We start from the raw sequence: 14,908 nt of genomic DNA, 5'->3' as shown, positions 1-14,908 counted from the left end.
GCCTCCCCCTGCATCCGGGGCGCTTTTTTTCTCGACGCCGCGTGTTCCCCGAGGTCGGCGGTGCGTCGCCCGGCAGGACGCTAGAGCGCCGGCGTCGCCTCGGTCGAGGCTTCCGGCAGCGGGTCGCTGCTCGCGTGCTTGGTGCGCAGCGTCACCAGTTCCTCGGCGCTGGAAGGGTGCAGCGCCATGGTGCGGTCGAAGTCCGCCTTGGTCGCGCCCATGTTCATGGCCACCGCGATGAGCTGCACCATCTCGCCGGAATCCGGGCCGATGAGGTGGGCGCCGAGCAGCCGGTCGGTCTTCTGGTCGACCACCAGCTTCATCAGCACGCGCGAGGCGCGCCCAGAGAGCGTCGCCTTGAGCGGACGGAAATCAGCCTTGTAGATGTCGAGCCGGCGCCCCTGCGCGCGCGCCTGCGCCTCGGTCAGGCCAACCGTGCCGATCTCCGGCTCGGTGAACACGGCGGTCGGGATTACCTCATAGCTGACCTTCCACGGCTTCCCGCCGAACACCCCGTCAGCAAAGGAGTGCCCCTCGCGGATGGCGACGGGGGTGAGCTGGACCCGGTCCGTCACGTCGCCCACGGCGTAGATCGACGGCACGCTGGAGCGGGAGTCGCCATCCACCACGATGGCGCCGTTGGCGGTGAGCTGCACGCCGACCGCGTCGAGACCGAGCCCGGTGGTGTTCGGCATACGGCCGATGGCGAGCATGACCTCCTCGGCGAACAGGTCGCGCCCGTCGCTCAGCCGCACGCGCTTGGCGCCGTCGGCGGCGTAGATGCCCTCGATGGTCGTGCCGAAGGCGAAGGTGACGCCATTGCGCGCCAGTTCGTCGGCGAGGCGCTCGCGGATCTCCTCGTCGAAGCCCGCCAGCACCTTGTGGCCGCGATGAACCACCGTCACATCGCTGCCGAGCGTGGCGAGCAGGCTGGCGAATTCCAGCGCGATATAGCCCGCCCCCTGAATGACGATGCGCGCCGGCAGCCGCTCCAGATGGAAGATTTCGTTGGAGGTGATACCGAGTTCGCGGCCGGGAATGTCGAGGCCGAGATTGGGGTGCCCGCCGGTGGCGACCAGGATGTAGCGGGCGGTGACGCGCGTGCCGTCAGCGAGGCGCACCGCATGGGGGCCTTCCACCACCGCGCGCTGGGCAACGATCTCGACGCCCGTGCGTTCGAGATTGCCGCGATAGGCGCCCTCCAGCCGGGCGATTTCCTTGTCCTTGTTGGCGATCAGCGTCGACCAGTCGAAGCGCGCGCCCTCCACCGTCCAGCCATAGCCAGCGGCGTCCTCGAAATCATGGGCGAAATGCGCGGCGTAGACGAACAGCTTCTTGGGCACGCAGCCACGGATGACGCAGGTGCCGCCGAGGCGGTATTCCTCGGCTAGGCGGACCCGCGCGCCGTAGCTCGCCGCGATGCGGGCGGCGCGCACGCCCCCCGAGCCCCCGCCGATGACGAACAGGTCGACGTCGTACTGGTCCGTGTGCTCACCCATGGCGCGCCCCCCTTTTTCGGAAAGAGTGCTGGGCATGTCGCCTCCCCGCGCCGCGCCGTCAAGGCATTGCATGGCTGGTCGGCGAAAACCTTAGCCTTCCGTGGAACTCGACAGGATGTCGCGGCCGCTCTAGCTTCCCCAACGCGCGCTCAAGTGGTGGCCAGAGGCAACGCGCCACCACTCACACCTGGAGGAAACGATGAAGCATATGTTCCGCGGCATTCTGCTGGCCGCCGCGCTCGCCGCGCCGCTCGGCACCGCATCGGCCGAGATCAATGAATTCAAGATCATGGCGCCCGCGGCCCCCGGCGGCGGCTGGGACCAGACCGCGCGCGGCATGCAGCATGTGCTGCAGACCGAGAAGATCGTCGGCAATGTCCAGGTGCTGAACGTGCCCGGCGCCGGCGGCACGATCGGTCTCGCCCAGTTCGTCAACGGCGCCAAGGGCGATCCGAACGCGCTGATCGTCGGCGGCTATGTGATGGTTGGCGCCATCATCACCAACAAGTCGCCGGTGAACCTCAGCCAGGTGACCCCGATCGCCCGCCTCACCGGCGAGTTCGAGGCCATCGCCGTCCCCGCCAGCTCCCCGCTCAAGTCGATGGCGGACCTCGTGGCCGCGCTGAAGGCCGATCCCCAGAAGGTCTCCTGGGCCGGGGGCTCGGCGGGCGGCACCGACCACATCACCGCTGGCTTGATCGCCAAGGCGATCGGCGTCGACCCGACCAAGATCAACTACATCGCCTTCTCGGGCGGCGGCGAATCGCTCGCCTCCATCCTCGGCGGCAAGGTCACGGTCGGCATTTCCAGCCTCTCCGAGTTCGACGCCCAGGCGAAGGCCGGCAAGCTGCGCATCCTCGGCGTGTCGAGCGCCGCCCGTCTGCCCGAGGCCAAGGACATCCCGACCTTCAAGGAATCGGGTGTCGACGTCGAGATCCAGAACTGGCGCATGGTCGCCGCTGCGCCCGGCATCACGCCGGAGCAGAAGAAGGAAATCGCGGCCACCATCGACAAGATGGTGAAGTCGAAGGCCTGGGCCGAGCTGCTCGCCCAGAAGGGCTGGGCCAACACCTATCTGGCGGGCGAGGCCTTCGATGCCCAGCTCGCCAAGGACATCGCCGCCACCCAGGCGATCCTGAAGGACATCGGTCTCGCGCAGTGAGACACGTCCACAACTGAAGCGTCAGACGCTCCCCCGGGCCGGAAGGTTCCGGGGGAGCTTTGTTGTAGCCGGGGGAACTACCGATGAGCGATACGCGCATCTCATCCACCAAGCGGCCAGACAAGGCCGGGTTCGTCATCGCCTTCGGGCTCGCCATACTGGCGCTGGTGGTCGGCTGGGACGCCTGGCGCCTGTCCAGCGTCAACGCCTTCTCGGCAGTCGGCCCGGCCGCCTTCCCGACCATCATCGCCGCCGGCCTCGCCATTCTCTCGGTCGCGACCGCCATCGAGGCGATCCGCGAGGGCGAGGTGGAACGCCCGCGCGACGAGCTGGGGCCGATGGCCTGGGTGCTCGCCGGCCTCATCGGCCAGATCGTCCTCCTCCCCTTCCTCGGCTTCTCCATCGCCACCGGCTGGCTGTTCGCGGCGACCGCGAAGGGCTTCGGCAAGGGCCCGCTCTGGGGCCACCTGATCGCCGGCACGGTGATGTGCTTCGTCATCTATGTGATCTTCGCCAAGGGCCTGCAGCTCTCGCTGCCCGCCGGCCCGATCGAACGGCTGATCTGAGGAAACGCGGGAATGGATACGTTTGCCGCTCTCTATCAGGGCCTGATGGTGGCCCTGCAGCCGATGAATCTGCTCTTCGCCTTTGTCGGCGTCATGCTCGGCACCGCCGTCGGCGTGCTGCCCGGCATCGGCCCGGCGCTTACCGTGGCGCTGCTGCTGCCGATCACCTTTAAGCTCGACCCGGCCGGCTCGCTCATCATGTTCGCCGGCATCTATTATGGCGGCATGTATGGCGGCTCCACCGCCTCCATCCTGCTGAACACGCCCGGCGAAAGCTCCTCCATCGTCACGGCGCTGGAAGGCAACAAGATGGCCCGCGCTGGCCGCGGCGGCCCGGCGCTCGCCACCGCCGCCATCGGCTCGTTCGTCGCTGGCACCATCGCCACGATTGGCCTCGCGCTGATCGCCCCGACCGTGGTCGACATCGCCATCTCCTTCGGCCCGGAAGACTATTTCGCGCTGATGGTACTGGCCTTCACCACCGTCTCCGCCGCCTTTGGCTCCTCGGTGACGCGTGGCCTCACCAGCCTGTTCCTCGGCCTCGCCCTCGGCCTCATCGGCATCGACCTGCAGAGCGGGCAGGCGCGCCTGTCCTTCGGCATCCCGGACCTGCTCGACGGTGTGGAGGTGACGACACTCGCCGTCGCGCTGTTCGCCATTGGCGAGACGCTCTCCGTGGTCGCCGCCGGCTCGCGCGCGGAAGAGGTGATCGAGCCGGTGAAGGGCTCGGTGTTCATGAACAAGGAGGACTGGAAGCGCTCCTGGAAGCCGTGGCTGCGCGGCACCTTCCTCGGCTTCCCCATCGGCGCCATGCCCGCCGGCGGGGCGGAAATCCCGACCTTCCTGTCCTACGCGCTGGAAAAGCGCCTGTGCCGCAAGCCGGACGAGTTCGGCAACGGCGCCATCGAGGGCGTCGCAGGCCCGGAGGCGGCCAACAACGCGGCCGCCGCCGGCGTGCTGGTGCCCCTGCTGACGCTGGGCCTGCCGACCTCGGCCACCGCCGCGATCATGCTCGCCGGCTTCCAGCAATATGGCCTCAATCCCGGCCCTCTGCTGTTCGCCACCGCGCCGGATCTGGTCTGGGGCCTCATCGCCTCGCTGTTCATCGCCAATGGCATGCTGCTCATCCTCAACCTGCCGCTGGTCGGCCTGTGGGTGCGCCTGCTGGCCATTCCGCGCCCGTGGCTCTATGGCGGCATCCTTGTCTTCGCGACGCTCGGCACCCTCGGCGCCAACCCGTCGCTGGTCGAACTCGGCATGCTGCTGGTCTTCGGCCTGCTCGGCTATGTGCTGCGGCGCTACGACTACCCCATCGCCCCGGTGGTGGTCGGCCTCATCCTCGGCCCGCTGGCCGAGCAGCAGCTGCGCCGCGCGCTCGCCATCAGCGTCGGCGACCCGATGGTGCTGTTCCAGTCGCCCATCGCCGTCACACTCTACGCGCTGGCCGCGCTCGCCCTGTTCGGGCCGTTGCTGTTCTATCTCCTCACCGGCCGCAAGGCCCCGGTCGGCGGCGACGAGGACTGATCCTCGGCGCCACCGCCGCGCCCCGCCCGAAAAGCAAAATGCCCGGCGCGAGCCGGGCATTTTCGTATCCGCGTGGTGCCGTCGTTGGCGCGTCAGATGGTGAAGCCGCGCTTCTTCATCTCGTCGCGCACGCGGGTCTCCATCTCCTTGGAGAACTTGGCGCTCCACGCCTGGATGCCGCGTAGCCCGTCATCGAGCAGCTGCTGGCGGCGCTCCACCAGCTTCTTGCCCACCGGTGAACGGTAGAAGGTCAGCAGTTCGGTGAGCTCGGCCTCGGAGAACTGCTGGGCATAGGTGCGGGCCAGGATCTGGATGATCTCGGCGCGGCGCTTCTCATATTCCGGCACGAGCTGCTTGGCGACATCGCGCAGGTCGCGGATGAGGTCCGGATTCGCCTGCACGAAGCTGGCGGCGGCCTGCTCGATGATGCCGGGAATCAGCGCGTCGAAGCTCGCCGCCTCGCCATTGGCCGTCAGCAGTTCATTGGCCAGCTTGAGCTGCGCGGCCGTCGGCTCGGCGACCTTGGCCGGCGCGGTGGCGGCCTGGCTCATGGTGAAAGGGGCGGGCTGCTGGGCAAGCGCCGGCGTCGTCGCCAGAACCAGCGCCCCGATGCCGGCGCCGAGCAGGCGCTTCCCGTAACGTCCCGTACCAACCGGCATGCTTGTCTCCCTGAAGAACGGCTTCACGCGCGGTCTATGACCGTCACGCCATCGGCGCCCGCAAGAAAGACGCGGGTCGCCAGCTTGATGAATAGCCCGTGCTCGACAACGCCAGGCACCTGCGAGAGGGCCAGCGCCAGCGCGGCGGGATCGGGAATGACGCCATAGGCGGCATCGAGAATGACGTGTCCCTGATCCGTGACGAAAACATGGCCGTCGGCGCGCCGGCGCAAGGTCAGCAGGCCATGACAGCCGGCCGCCTTCGCGGCGCGCTCGATCGCCCGGCGGGTCGCGGCGACGCCGAAATCCACCACTTCGATCGGCAGCGCGAAGGCGCCGAGCTGCGCAACCTTCTTCGACGCATCTGCAATGACGAACATTTCCTGCGCCGCCGAGGCGACGATCTTCTCGCGCAGCAGGGCGCCGCCGCCGCCCTTGACCAGGGTGAGATCCGGCCCGATCTCGTCCGCACCGTCCACGCACAGGTCGAGGATCGGGTACTCGTCGAGTGTCGCCACCGGCACGCCGAGGCTCTCGGCCTGCGCCTTGGTCACCTCGGAGGTCGGAACGCCCACCACTTCCAACCCCTGCTGCACCTTCTCGGCCAGCAGCTCGACGAAGTGCTTGGCGGTCGAGCCGGTGCCGAGCCCGAGCTTCATGCCGGAGCGCACATGCTCCAGCGCGCGGGCGGCGGCCTGGCGCTTAAGGGTCTCGGCGTCGGACAGTGGGGCGTCGGACATGGCGATCTTTTTCAGGTCGGTGTGAAGGCGCGGGCGGAACCTAGAACGGCGGCTCTCTGGAAGCCGTCGATATTACCCGCGTGGGTAACGCCGAAACAGCGAGGCGGCAAGCCTTCACGAGCAGCGAGCCTTAACAAGCGCTCGGCCTTCAGACCCGCCGCGCCTCAGCGCGCGGGGGCCGTGCAGACCACCGCCGGTTCCGTGCCGCCGCCTTCGCGGGGCATGTCGCGCACATAGCACACGCTCATTTCCCCGCTCTGGGCGTTGACGCGGAAGATGCCGGTTTCGCCGGAATAGCGGGTCGTCACCATGTCATAGGTGCCCACCGGCCCCGGCCCGGCGCTGGCGTCACGCGGAAAACATTTGGTGACGCCGACCACGCTGCCCTCCGGCCGCTCGAACTGGCAGGCGCTCACCTCGCCGGTGCGCACATTCACGGAGTAGATCCGGTTGGCCTGCGCCGAAGGCGGCGACCCGAACACGAAGGGACCACTTGCCGCCGGTGCCGGATTGGCCGCAGGTGCGTTGGCCGGTGCCGGCGGCGTGCTCCCCTGCCCGCCCGTGGCCTGCGCGAGGGCCGGTGCGCTCAAGAGCCCGGCCGCCGAGAGGCACAGCACGGCGCCGAGCGCGAGGGTCAGGATCGGCAGCGTCGGTCGGAACGTCGTCATAAGAATGCACTCCCGCAGGCCAGTCGTGGCAACTCATCCCCTCGGGGCGGCATGCGCCCGATGGACGCGGCACGCTGGACAGGAAAAGCGGCAGGATTGTAGGCATGAGCGGCAGGCTCCGTCTCGCGGCGGCGGGCGCCCCCGTCCACTTATGCCCAACGGAGCGACCATGCCTCTTTCCACCGACCACCCCGCCGTCATCGCCTTCGATCTCGACGGCACTCTCGTCGACACCGCCCCTGACCTGCTCGACACGCTCGATGTCGTGCTCGACCATGCTGGCGCCCCGCCGCTACCGCGCGAGGAAACCCGCAAGATGATCGGCGCCGGTGCGCGCGCCCTCGTCAATCGCGGCCTCACCGCCGCGGGGATGAGCGTCGAACCGGAGCGATTCGATCGGCTCTATGACCTCTTCCTGGAGCATTACGCGGCCCATATCGCCGATTCGTCGCGCCCCTTCCCCGGCCTGCTGGACGCGCTGGATACGCTCGCCGCGCAGGGCCACACGCTCGCGGTCTGCACCAACAAGCTGGAATATCTCTCCCGCCTGCTGCTCGACCGGCTCGACCTCACCAGCCGCTTCGCGGTGATCGCAGGGGCCGACACCTTCGCTGTCCACAAGCCCGATGCCGGCCATCTCCTCGGCACGATCGAGCGGGCGGGCGGTACGGCGGGGCGCGCCATCATGGTTGGCGACAGCCTGACCGACGTACTGACCGCGCAGAACGCCCGCGTGCCCTGCATCGTCGTGCCCTTCGGCTATACCGAGACGCCGGCGGCGGAACTCGGGGGCGATGTGCTGATCGAGCATTATGATCTGCTGCCCGGCACCGTCGCCCAGCTCCTTGGCCGTGCGTGATTGGCCGTGGGTGAACAGCGAAGGGCGCTTGACACCCACGACCCCGGCACACTAAATCCCCCCCGCCGCACGAGACGGACGGCCCGGCGCTGATGCGGCGGGCCAGACGGGCGATTAGCTCAGCGGGAGAGCACTCCCTTCACACGGGAGGGGTCGCAGGTTCAATCCCTGCATCGCCCACCATCGGCTTCTTGCTTGAACTCGATGAGTTAGCAAGGATCGTCGACCCTCAGGCAAACCCTCGAAACACCCACGCGTCACTCACGGGTCACAGTCGAGCCTTCACACCATCCCGCTGACACCCAAGGCGGCTGAACTGCTCGCCAGAGGTGATCGTTGGTGTGAGCGGGTATTTTCAATCTCGCCCCATGCGGTCCGGCTCGCATGAGTCCAGCTGAGGAAACGGGCGGGGCTTGAGGGTCTGCGGATGCACGAGCTGAGGTACAGCTGTGTCCCGCTTCTTTAAGTATGACCCAGCAGGATAAGGCTGGCTCACATGAACGCCCCACCATTCACCTGCAGCGTCTGCCCGGTGATGTAGCGCGCTGCCGGGCCGCTGAGGAAACGCACCAGCGCCGCGACCTCGTCGGGCGTGCCCCGGCGGCCCAAGAGGTTGGCGGTGGCGGCGTGGTGATGGGGACGATGGTCGCCCTCGCGCCGGGTCTCGATCAGGCCGGGGGCGACAAGGTTCACGGTAACGCCATCAGTGGCCAGCTCATGTGCCAACGCTCGGGTGAGCCCGCCGAGCCCGGCTTTCGCCGCGACGACATGGGCGCGGTTGCGCGCCCCAATATAGGCGGTGAGGCCGCCTATGTTGATGATGGCACCGGCGCCTGAGCGCGCCAGCGGTTCGTTCGCCGCCTTGGCGAGCAGAAAGGGCGCGTCAAGCGACAGGGCCATCACCGATCGCCAGGTCTCATAGCTGAGCTCGGCGAGCGGCGCCTCGTCCCGCACGGCGGCGTTGTTCACGAGGATGTCGAGACGCCCGAAGCGCGCGAGGCATGCGTCCATGATCGCGGCGACGTCGATGGACTCGGTCACATCCCCCAACACGCCCAGGGCGCTGCCCCCGGCCGCCTCGATCTGGCCCACGACCTCATCGACAGCCGCGCGGTCGCGCCGGCCGACAATGGCCACGCTGGCCCCGCCTTCCGCCAAGGCGAGCGCGATGGCGCGGCCGATATTGCGCGAGCCGCCGGTGACGAGAGCCACGCGCCCTGTCAGCTCCCGGCCCGAAAAGGCGAAGTCCGGCGGCACGAGCGGGTTCATCACGCCCGTGCCCGTGCCCGCGCCGCAGCGAGGTCGACGGGACCACCCGCCGCGAGGCGGTCGAGTGCCTGCCGCACGTCCGCGATAGCCGCCGCGTCCAGGCCACCGAAACGAAGATTGGCATCGAACTTGGCCGCCAGTTCAGCTTGCGGCAACGGCTCATGCGCCCCGCCGCGCATATGTGGCTGGCGCAGCGTGACGACGCGGCCATCGGCGAGCGTCGCCTCGAGATGACCGGTGAAGTTGCGGGGATACTCGTCCGCCGGGTCGATCTCATAGAAAATCTTCGCCGCCAGCGCCTGCACCGCCGGGTCCTGCGAGCGCGCATCGGTGAACTGGCCGAGGCCGGCCGCGCCATCGATGAAGGCCACCGCCATGCAATAGGGCGTCGAGAACTTGCCGGCATAGCCATTAGGCGGCCGGTGCTTGCCGGCGAGCGGCTCCCAGAGCCGATGCACGGTGCCCTCGCCGACCTTGCAGCGGATCGCCACGATCTCCTCCGCCGTCACGCCGCTCGCCGCAAGTTGGAGCGCGCAATCGACGAAGGGCTGGGTCATGGTCCCGCAGGCATAGGGCTTGAAGGCCAGCCCCTCGATCACCCAGCGCGTGCCGAGACCGTCCATCAGCTTGTCGAAATCGGGCGCCTTGGACGGTGCAAACGCCTTGAACAGGCCATGCGTGCCCTCGAAGACGGTCAGCGGACCGGTGAAGCCGGCGCGGGCGAGATGCACCGCGCGCAGGCCCGCCTGCGCCGCCGCGCCGGCATGCAGCCGCTTGGTCGAGGAGCCGTCCGCAAGGTATTCGATGATGCCGGAAGCGAGGCTGCCGGCGATGCCGAGGGCGCGCGCGGTGGTGGCGGCATCAAGCCCGAGCACGGCGGCGACGGTGACTGTGGCAGCCGGCGCGCCGAAGATCGCGGTCGGGTGGAAGCCCGCCTTATGCGTCGCTTGTGGCGCGACGAGGCTGAGGCGACACATCAGCTCGGCCCCGATGGCGATGGCGCGCATCACCACCGCCCCGCTGGCGCCGTGCTGCTCCGCCGCCGCCAGCGCCGCCGGGACCACGACGGCGCCGGGATGCACCGGGCCGCCTTCGAAGGTGTCGTCGAAATCCTCGCCATGCGCCGCCGTGCCATTCACCAGCGCGGCGTCATACATGCCGAGCCGGCGCGCATGGCCGAGCGCCGTGCAGCGCCCATCATCGACCGCGCTGGCAAGGCTCGCCTGGACATAATCGGTGTCACGCGCGGCGATGATGAGCCCGGCAATATCGACCAGCAGGTTACGGCAGACCTCTTCGGCCGCCGCGCTCGGCTGGGCCTGCGCGGCAAAGGCGCCGATGGCGAGGGCAAGCGGCGGCGCCTCGATCGTGCGGTGCTGGTTCATCCGTGCGCCTCCTGAAGTTTGGCCTTCTCGGCCTGTTCGTGCCGGGCCTTGCGCGCATCCCGCACCTCGCGGGTGAGCGAGTAGACGACGAAGCCGGTAGCGGCGAGCAGCAGACCGACGCAGATGGGATCCTGCAGGAACACCATCATGTCGCCGCCGGACAGCACCAGCGAGCGGCGGTAGCTCGATTCCACCATGTGGCCGAGAACGACGCCGAGGATCATCGGCAGGAAGGGGAAGCCGCAGATCCGCATGAGATAGCCGACGACGCCGAGAGCCAGGGCGATGCCGAGGTCGAAGGTGGCGTTGTTCAGCGTGTAGAGGCCCGACAGGATGAGCGCGAAGATGAAGCCGGCCCGATAGGCGCGCGGCCGGTTCACCAGCCACACCGCCGCCGGCAGCAGCAGCATGCCGACGCCGATCTGCGCGATGATCGCCACGAAGGATCCGACATAGAGGCTATCGATCACCTGCGGGTTCTGCTCGAACAGGCGCGGGCCGGGTAATAGCCCGTGCATCAGGAGCCCGCCCAGCAGCACGGCGGTGGAGTTAGAGCTGGGAATGCCGAAGCTGAGCAGCGGGATGAGCGCGGTGCTCGCCACCGTGTTGTTCGCCGCCTCCGGCGCCGCGACGCCTTCTTCCGAACCCTTGCCAAACTTCTCCGGCGTCTTCGACCAGCGGCGGGCCTCATTATAGGACATGAAGGCCGCGATGGAGCCGCCACCGCCCGGTGTCAGCCCCTCGAACAGGCCGAGAATGCAGCCGATGGTCTGCGAGCGCTTCAGCTTGTTCATCATGGCGAGGCTCGGCAGGCGGATGCGCACCGACTCCTTCAGCTCCATGACGGTGGTGGAGCCGGACTGGCTCATCAGTTCGGTCAGGGCGAACAGACCAACCATGACCAGCACCGGCTCCACCCCGTTGAGCAGGTCCGGCACGTCGAAGGTGAAGCGCGTCACGCCGGAGATCGGGTCGGTGCCGACCGTGGCGATCATCAGGCCGATCACTGCCGCCGCGAGGCCCTTCAGCAGCGAGCCGCCGGTCATCGAGGCGATGACGCTGAGGCCGAGCATGCCGAGCCCAAAATAAGAGGCGGGGGTAAAGGCCAGCGCCAGCCAGGACAGCGGTTCGGTCAGCAGCACCAGCATGGCGAGGCCGAACAGGCTGCCAACCACGCCCGACATCAGCGAGATGCCCAGCGCCTCGCCGGCGCGGCCCTGACGGTTCAGCTCATAGCCGTCGATCACCGTCGCGGCGGAGGAGTTGGTGCCGGGCGTGCGGATCAGGATCGCCGGAATGGAGCCGCCATATTCGGCGCCGATATAGACGCAGGCGAGCAGCGCGATCGCCATCGCCGGGTCCATCGTGTAGGTGAAGGGCAGCACCAACGCCATGGTGATCGAGGCGGAAATGCCCGGCAGCGCGCCGCCGAGAATGCCCCAGACGAGGCCCATAATGGCGACCGGGATGATCGGCGTGCCGGTCAGCAGGTGGATGATGTCCCAGAAGGTGCTCATGAGAACAGCCCCGCAAACAGGGTGCCAGCGGGCTGGTTGACGCCCAGCAGCTTCACGAACACCGCCCAGTAGAGAATGGCGCCACCGATGGCGGCGGCCGGAACGGTCCAGCGGCGCGGCGCGCCCTCATAGAGCGCGACAGCCCCGATCAGCAGCGCGACGCTGACGAGATAGCCGGCGAAGGGCAGGATGAGCACATAGACCGCGCCGAAGGCGAGAAAACCGAGCGCGCGCGGCAGGCGCACATCGGCATCCTCCTCATCGTGCGGATCGGCCGGCGCGCGGCCAGCCCTGAGCCCGCGCAGGAAGATGGCGATACCGATCAGCGCGAGCACGACCGCCAGGGCATGAGGCAGGCCGATAGCGCCGACCTCGTCCTCCAGCGTGCTGTTGGCGATGGAGCCGGTCGCCACGTAATAGGCACCGGCAAGGGCGAGCAGCACGAGGCCGCTCCAACCGTCCTTGTTCATGTCAGACCCTTTCCCGACATCGCGCGGCAGCGCGAACATCCGGCATGGCGCGGAGGTGGCCGGCGTTCGCACGCCGGCCGGCCGATGCGGCGGGGCTACTTGATCGCGCCCGTTTCCTTCAGGAAGGCTTCGGTGGTCGTGGCGAAGTTGTCGACGAACGCCGGGTAGTCCTTGTGCGGGATGAACTGCGCCACGAGGACCTCCTCGGTGTACTGCTTCTTGTACTCGGGATCCTGAAGCACCTTCTGGATCGCCTCATCCCACACCTTGGTCACCTCATCCGGGAGCCCCTTGGGGCCGGCAAGGCCGCGGAACTTCACGAGCTGGACGTCGAAGCCGGATTCCTTGACCGTCGGCACGTCCGGCTTCTGCGGCAGGCGTTCGGGGTTGAAGGTCGCGAGCACCCGGATCTTGCCGTCGTCGATCTGCGAGCGCAGCTCCTGGAACTCGCCGACGCCGATGTCGAGCGTGCCATTCAGCACGTTCAGCATCATGTCGCCGCCGCCCTCATGGGTGACGATGGCCGCATTGACCCCGGCGGCCCGCTTGAGCTGCTCGGCAGCCTGGCGCTCCAGCGAGGCGGGATTGGCCGCGCCCCATTTGCCGCGGTCCTTCTTTGCCTTGTCGATGACGTCCTGCAGGGTCTTGTAGGGCCCGTCGGCGCGGGTGAAGACGACTTCGCTGTCGGCGAAGATGTTCACGAGCGGCTCCAGGTCCTTATAGGTCTTGGGCGGCTTGCTGAGCAGCGAGGTGTACACATAGGTCGGCGTGGTCGCGTAGAACACGCTGCCATCCGCCGGCGCCCCGGCGACGCGGGCCACCGCCTTGGCGCCGCTGCCGCCCTGCACGTTCTCGACCACGAAGGTCGCGTTGATGTACTTGCCGAGATATTTCGACAGCTCGCGTACAAAGACATCCGATCCGCCGCCCGGGCTCGAATGGGTGACGAGGGTCACCACCTTCTGCGGATAGGGGGCGGGATCGGCAGAGGCCGGGGTGGTCAGTAGGCGGCCGCCCGTGAGGGCGGCAGCCAGCAGAAGCGCCGTGCCGGCGGCGCGTGTCAGGCCCACGGTGAAGTGCATTGTCCGTTTCCTCCCAGAAAGGCGGCACCTCTTCGGGTGCTCGCCGGTTGGCTTGTCGTCTATTCCGCCACTGCCTGGAGTTGCCCGACCTCCGCGGCCGAGAGCAGGTTCATGAGGCGGGCGATGTCGGCGCCGCTATCGAGGCCGCGCCCGAGCGCGAGCACCTCCTTCTGGGCCCCCTCGCCCAGCACGCCCTCGGCGCACATGAAGAACTTGCCGTCGAGATCGGCGTCGCTGATCGGGTTCAGCGGCCCGCCCCGGTAGCGCTCATCCGCCCATTGCACGAGCGTGCGCCCGTCCTTGGTATCGACCTCGATGCGCGAGCGGATGAGGTCGTAACCCTGCGCGTCGATGGCGGGGTCGCCGATCACCTCGGTGCGGGCCTGCAAGTCCTGCATGGCGGGGCCGGCGACGAAGGCATCCTCGAACTCGTGATGGCTGGCACGCCGGCGCAGCACGATCATGGCCAGCAGGGCCGGCATGGAGAACTTGGCCTGAAGATGGTTGCGGGCGATCGGGTAGCGGATCGGCTCGATGATGTTCTTGCCGGCGAAGAAGCGCACGCGCTCCACCGCCTCCGGCTTCAGGTCGTGGTCGAGCACCAGCTTCAGCATCGCGTCCATCGACTGATGCGTGAGGATGCCGGAAGGATACGGCTTGATCGACACGCCGGGGCTGACGATGGTCAGCGGGTTGCCGAAGCCCTGCGTGGCCTTCTGCGCGTCGAACCCCTCGCCCATCACCGAGAAGAAGCCCCAGGGGCCGTCAAGCGCCGCCGGGTCCGCGTCGAAGCCGCGCGCGGCGAGCAGCGCGGCGGTCACGCCGTTCTCGCTGGCCCGGCCGACATGCAGCGGCTTGGTCATGGTGCCGAAATTCACCCGGATGCCGGCGGCAAGACTGGCCGCGATGCCGAGCGCATGGGCGAGACGCGGGCCGGTGAGCCCCAGAAGCTTGGCGGCGGCGACGCAGGCGCCGAAGGTGCCGACCGTACCGCTGGTGTGGTGGCCACGCCGGTAATGGCGCGGCAGCATCCATTCGGAGATCTTGCACTCCACCTCGAAGCCAAGCTGGAAGGCCAGCATGATCGCCCGGCCATCGCGTTCGCCGAGCATGTCGGCAATCACCAGCGCGGCGGTCAGCGGCGGCACGGTCGGGTGCGTCAGCAGGCCGTAGACATGGGCGGGGTCGTGCGAGACCTGCGTGTCGTCCCAGTCATGGGCATGGCCCGCCGTGCCCCAGACACGCGCGGCAAGGGCGGCCGGCACACGCTGCCCACCGGCGGCGGGAAGCGGGGCATCGGCCCGCCCGCCCTGTTCCAGCGCGTCCTCGATCAGGATGCGCACGGAAGGCTCCTGGCTGCCGGCGAGATAGAGGCCCAGAGCGTCGACGATGCAGCGCCGGCCGATCCGCAAAGCCTCGGCCGGCAGATCGTCATAGGTCGTCGTCTCGACGAAACGCAGGGCCGCGCTGGTAATGCCGGTCTCGGCAGCACTCATGAAAGTCACTCC

The 14,908-nt window shown here is 68.3% G+C and carries 14 protein-coding genes and 1 tRNA gene; 5 read left to right on the top strand and 10 right to left on the bottom strand.

Going from position 1 to position 14,908, the window contains the following annotated elements; translation table 11 throughout:
* Positions 1 to 80: 80 nt before the first annotated feature.
* Positions 81 to 1,499 (bottom strand): glutathione-disulfide reductase, encoded by a 1,419-nt coding sequence (gene gor, locus AncyloWKF20_RS01785; RefSeq protein ID WP_279316263.1) that lies wholly within the window; start codon positions 1,497 to 1,499, stop codon positions 81 to 83.
* A 199-nt stretch (positions 1,500 to 1,698) separates the two neighbouring features.
* On the opposite strand from gor, the gene AncyloWKF20_RS01780 reads away from it, so the two are divergent.
* The 3 genes from AncyloWKF20_RS01780 (at position 1,699) to AncyloWKF20_RS01770 (ending at position 4,751) form a co-directional block, all read left to right on the top strand.
* On the top strand, positions 1,699 to 2,661 hold the full coding sequence (locus AncyloWKF20_RS01780) for a tripartite tricarboxylate transporter substrate binding protein (protein WP_279316262.1): 963 nt from the start codon (positions 1,699 to 1,701) through the stop codon (positions 2,659 to 2,661).
* Between the two features lie 83 nt (positions 2,662 to 2,744).
* On the top strand, positions 2,745 to 3,227 hold the full coding sequence (locus AncyloWKF20_RS01775; RefSeq protein ID WP_279316261.1) for a tripartite tricarboxylate transporter TctB family protein: 483 nt from the start codon (positions 2,745 to 2,747) through the stop codon (positions 3,225 to 3,227).
* A 12-nt stretch (positions 3,228 to 3,239) separates the two neighbouring features.
* A complete protein-coding gene (locus AncyloWKF20_RS01770; RefSeq protein WP_279316260.1) occupies positions 3,240 to 4,751 on the top strand; it encodes a tripartite tricarboxylate transporter permease in 1,512 nt (503 codons plus the stop codon).
* A 92-nt stretch (positions 4,752 to 4,843) separates the two neighbouring features.
* Here the strand turns inward: AncyloWKF20_RS01770 and AncyloWKF20_RS01765 are convergent, their stop codons facing one another.
* The 3 genes from AncyloWKF20_RS01765 to AncyloWKF20_RS01755 form a co-directional block, all read right to left on the bottom strand.
* Positions 4,844 to 5,410: a DUF2059 domain-containing protein gene (locus AncyloWKF20_RS01765; protein WP_279316259.1), complete on the bottom strand. Its 567-nt coding sequence runs from the start codon at positions 5,408 to 5,410 to the stop codon at positions 4,844 to 4,846.
* Between the two features lie 23 nt (positions 5,411 to 5,433).
* A complete protein-coding gene (gene rpiA / locus AncyloWKF20_RS01760) occupies positions 5,434 to 6,150 on the bottom strand; it encodes a ribose-5-phosphate isomerase RpiA (protein ID WP_279316258.1) in 717 nt (238 codons plus the stop codon).
* A 164-nt stretch (positions 6,151 to 6,314) separates the two neighbouring features.
* The gene (locus AncyloWKF20_RS01755) at positions 6,315 to 6,818 is read right to left on the bottom strand and encodes a hypothetical protein (protein WP_279316257.1); all 504 of its coding nucleotides are present in this window, start codon (positions 6,816 to 6,818) and stop codon (positions 6,315 to 6,317) included.
* Positions 6,819 to 6,987: 169 nt separating this feature from the next.
* Between AncyloWKF20_RS01755 and AncyloWKF20_RS01750 the strand changes: the two genes are divergently transcribed.
* Complete coding sequence (locus AncyloWKF20_RS01750; RefSeq protein ID WP_279316256.1) at positions 6,988 to 7,677, top strand: HAD-IA family hydrolase; 690 nt, start codon at positions 6,988 to 6,990, stop codon at positions 7,675 to 7,677.
* Between the two features lie 108 nt (positions 7,678 to 7,785).
* A tRNA-Val gene (locus AncyloWKF20_RS01745) sits at positions 7,786 to 7,860 on the top strand.
* A 309-nt stretch (positions 7,861 to 8,169) separates the two neighbouring features.
* Here AncyloWKF20_RS01745 and AncyloWKF20_RS01740 read toward each other — a convergent pair.
* From AncyloWKF20_RS01740 to AncyloWKF20_RS01715, 6 genes are all read right to left on the bottom strand, one after another.
* Positions 8,170 to 8,946, bottom strand: a complete 777-nt coding sequence (locus AncyloWKF20_RS01740; protein WP_279317851.1) for an SDR family oxidoreductase — start codon at positions 8,944 to 8,946, stop codon at positions 8,170 to 8,172.
* Positions 8,946 to 10,331 (bottom strand): MmgE/PrpD family protein, encoded by a 1,386-nt coding sequence (locus AncyloWKF20_RS01735; RefSeq protein ID WP_279316255.1) that lies wholly within the window; start codon positions 10,329 to 10,331, stop codon positions 8,946 to 8,948. Before AncyloWKF20_RS01735 ends, AncyloWKF20_RS01740 begins: the two co-directional genes overlap by 1 nt.
* Complete coding sequence (locus AncyloWKF20_RS01730) at positions 10,328 to 11,848, bottom strand: tripartite tricarboxylate transporter permease (RefSeq protein WP_279316254.1); 1,521 nt, start codon at positions 11,846 to 11,848, stop codon at positions 10,328 to 10,330. The genes AncyloWKF20_RS01735 and AncyloWKF20_RS01730 overlap by 4 nt, the downstream gene beginning before the upstream one ends.
* The gene (locus tag AncyloWKF20_RS01725; RefSeq protein WP_279316253.1) at positions 11,845 to 12,318 is read right to left on the bottom strand and encodes a tripartite tricarboxylate transporter TctB family protein; all 474 of its coding nucleotides are present in this window, start codon (positions 12,316 to 12,318) and stop codon (positions 11,845 to 11,847) included. The genes AncyloWKF20_RS01730 and AncyloWKF20_RS01725 overlap by 4 nt, the downstream gene beginning before the upstream one ends.
* Positions 12,319 to 12,413: 95 nt before the next feature.
* A complete protein-coding gene (locus AncyloWKF20_RS01720) occupies positions 12,414 to 13,400 on the bottom strand; it encodes a tripartite tricarboxylate transporter substrate binding protein (protein ID WP_279316252.1) in 987 nt (328 codons plus the stop codon).
* Between the two features lie 59 nt (positions 13,401 to 13,459).
* Positions 13,460 to 14,896, bottom strand: coding sequence for an MmgE/PrpD family protein (locus tag AncyloWKF20_RS01715; protein ID WP_279316251.1), 1,437 nt, complete (start codon positions 14,894 to 14,896; stop codon positions 13,460 to 13,462).
* Positions 14,897 to 14,908 lie beyond the last annotated feature (12 nt).

Source organism: Ancylobacter sp. WKF20 (genome assembly GCF_029760895.1).
Lineage (GTDB): Bacteria > Pseudomonadota > Alphaproteobacteria > Rhizobiales > Xanthobacteraceae > Ancylobacter.
Note: the sequence above shows the minus strand (reverse complement) of the source record. Positions and strands in the feature narration are given on the sequence as shown.

Excerpts from the sequence above, each read along its gene's own strand:
- AncyloWKF20_RS01730 (WP_279316254.1), bottom strand. The coding sequence starts at position 11,848 with ATGAGCACCTTCTGGGACATCATCCACCTGCTGACCGGCACGCCGATC.
- AncyloWKF20_RS01780 (WP_279316262.1), top strand. The coding sequence starts at position 1,699 with ATGAAGCATATGTTCCGCGGCATTCTGCTGGCCGCCGCGCTCGCCGCG.
- rpiA (WP_279316258.1), bottom strand. The coding sequence starts at position 6,150 with ATGTCCGACGCCCCACTGTCCGACGCCGAGACCCTTAAGCGCCAGGCC.
- AncyloWKF20_RS01720 (WP_279316252.1), bottom strand. The coding sequence starts at position 13,400 with ATGCACTTCACCGTGGGCCTGACACGCGCCGCCGGCACGGCGCTTCTG.
- AncyloWKF20_RS01765 (WP_279316259.1), bottom strand. The coding sequence starts at position 5,410 with ATGCCGGTTGGTACGGGACGTTACGGGAAGCGCCTGCTCGGCGCCGGC.
- AncyloWKF20_RS01755 (WP_279316257.1), bottom strand. The coding sequence starts at position 6,818 with ATGACGACGTTCCGACCGACGCTGCCGATCCTGACCCTCGCGCTCGGC.
- AncyloWKF20_RS01770 (WP_279316260.1), top strand. The coding sequence starts at position 3,240 with ATGGATACGTTTGCCGCTCTCTATCAGGGCCTGATGGTGGCCCTGCAG.
- gor (WP_279316263.1), bottom strand. The coding sequence starts at position 1,499 with ATGGGTGAGCACACGGACCAGTACGACGTCGACCTGTTCGTCATCGGC.
- AncyloWKF20_RS01750 (WP_279316256.1), top strand. The coding sequence starts at position 6,988 with ATGCCTCTTTCCACCGACCACCCCGCCGTCATCGCCTTCGATCTCGAC.
- AncyloWKF20_RS01735 (WP_279316255.1), bottom strand. The coding sequence starts at position 10,331 with ATGAACCAGCACCGCACGATCGAGGCGCCGCCGCTTGCCCTCGCCATC.
- AncyloWKF20_RS01725 (WP_279316253.1), bottom strand. The coding sequence starts at position 12,318 with ATGAACAAGGACGGTTGGAGCGGCCTCGTGCTGCTCGCCCTTGCCGGT.
- AncyloWKF20_RS01715 (WP_279316251.1), bottom strand. The coding sequence starts at position 14,896 with ATGAGTGCTGCCGAGACCGGCATTACCAGCGCGGCCCTGCGTTTCGTC.
- AncyloWKF20_RS01740 (WP_279317851.1), bottom strand. The coding sequence starts at position 8,946 with ATGAACCCGCTCGTGCCGCCGGACTTCGCCTTTTCGGGCCGGGAGCTG.
- AncyloWKF20_RS01775 (WP_279316261.1), top strand. The coding sequence starts at position 2,745 with ATGAGCGATACGCGCATCTCATCCACCAAGCGGCCAGACAAGGCCGGG.